We start from the raw sequence: 235 nt of genomic DNA, 5'->3' as shown, positions 1-235 counted from the left end.
GGCTTCCGTTTCGACCTGGCGACCATTCTCGGGCGCTACCGCGACGGCTTCGACGAACGTCACAGCTTCCTCGTGGCGTGCCGCCAGGACCCTATCCTGCGCCAGCTCAAATTGATCGCCGAACCCTGGGACTGCGGCCCGGGCGGCTATCAAGTGGGCAATTTCCCACCCGGCTGGGCGGAATGGAACGACCGTTTCCGCGACACCGTGCGCGCCTTCTGGAAAGGCGATGACG

At 65.1% G+C, this 235-nt stretch carries 1 pseudogene; it reads left to right on the top strand.

Annotation, left to right across the window (positions count from 1 at the left end):
- Positions 1 to 235 (top strand): annotated as a pseudogene (locus tag AC0L3S_RS39765) (glycogen debranching protein GlgX); the annotation flags it as partial.

The sequence above is a fragment of the Bradyrhizobium sp. Ken01 genome, from assembly GCF_055807355.1.
The sequence above is the reverse complement of the archived record's forward strand: the minus strand, read 5'-3'. Positions and strand labels throughout refer to the sequence as shown.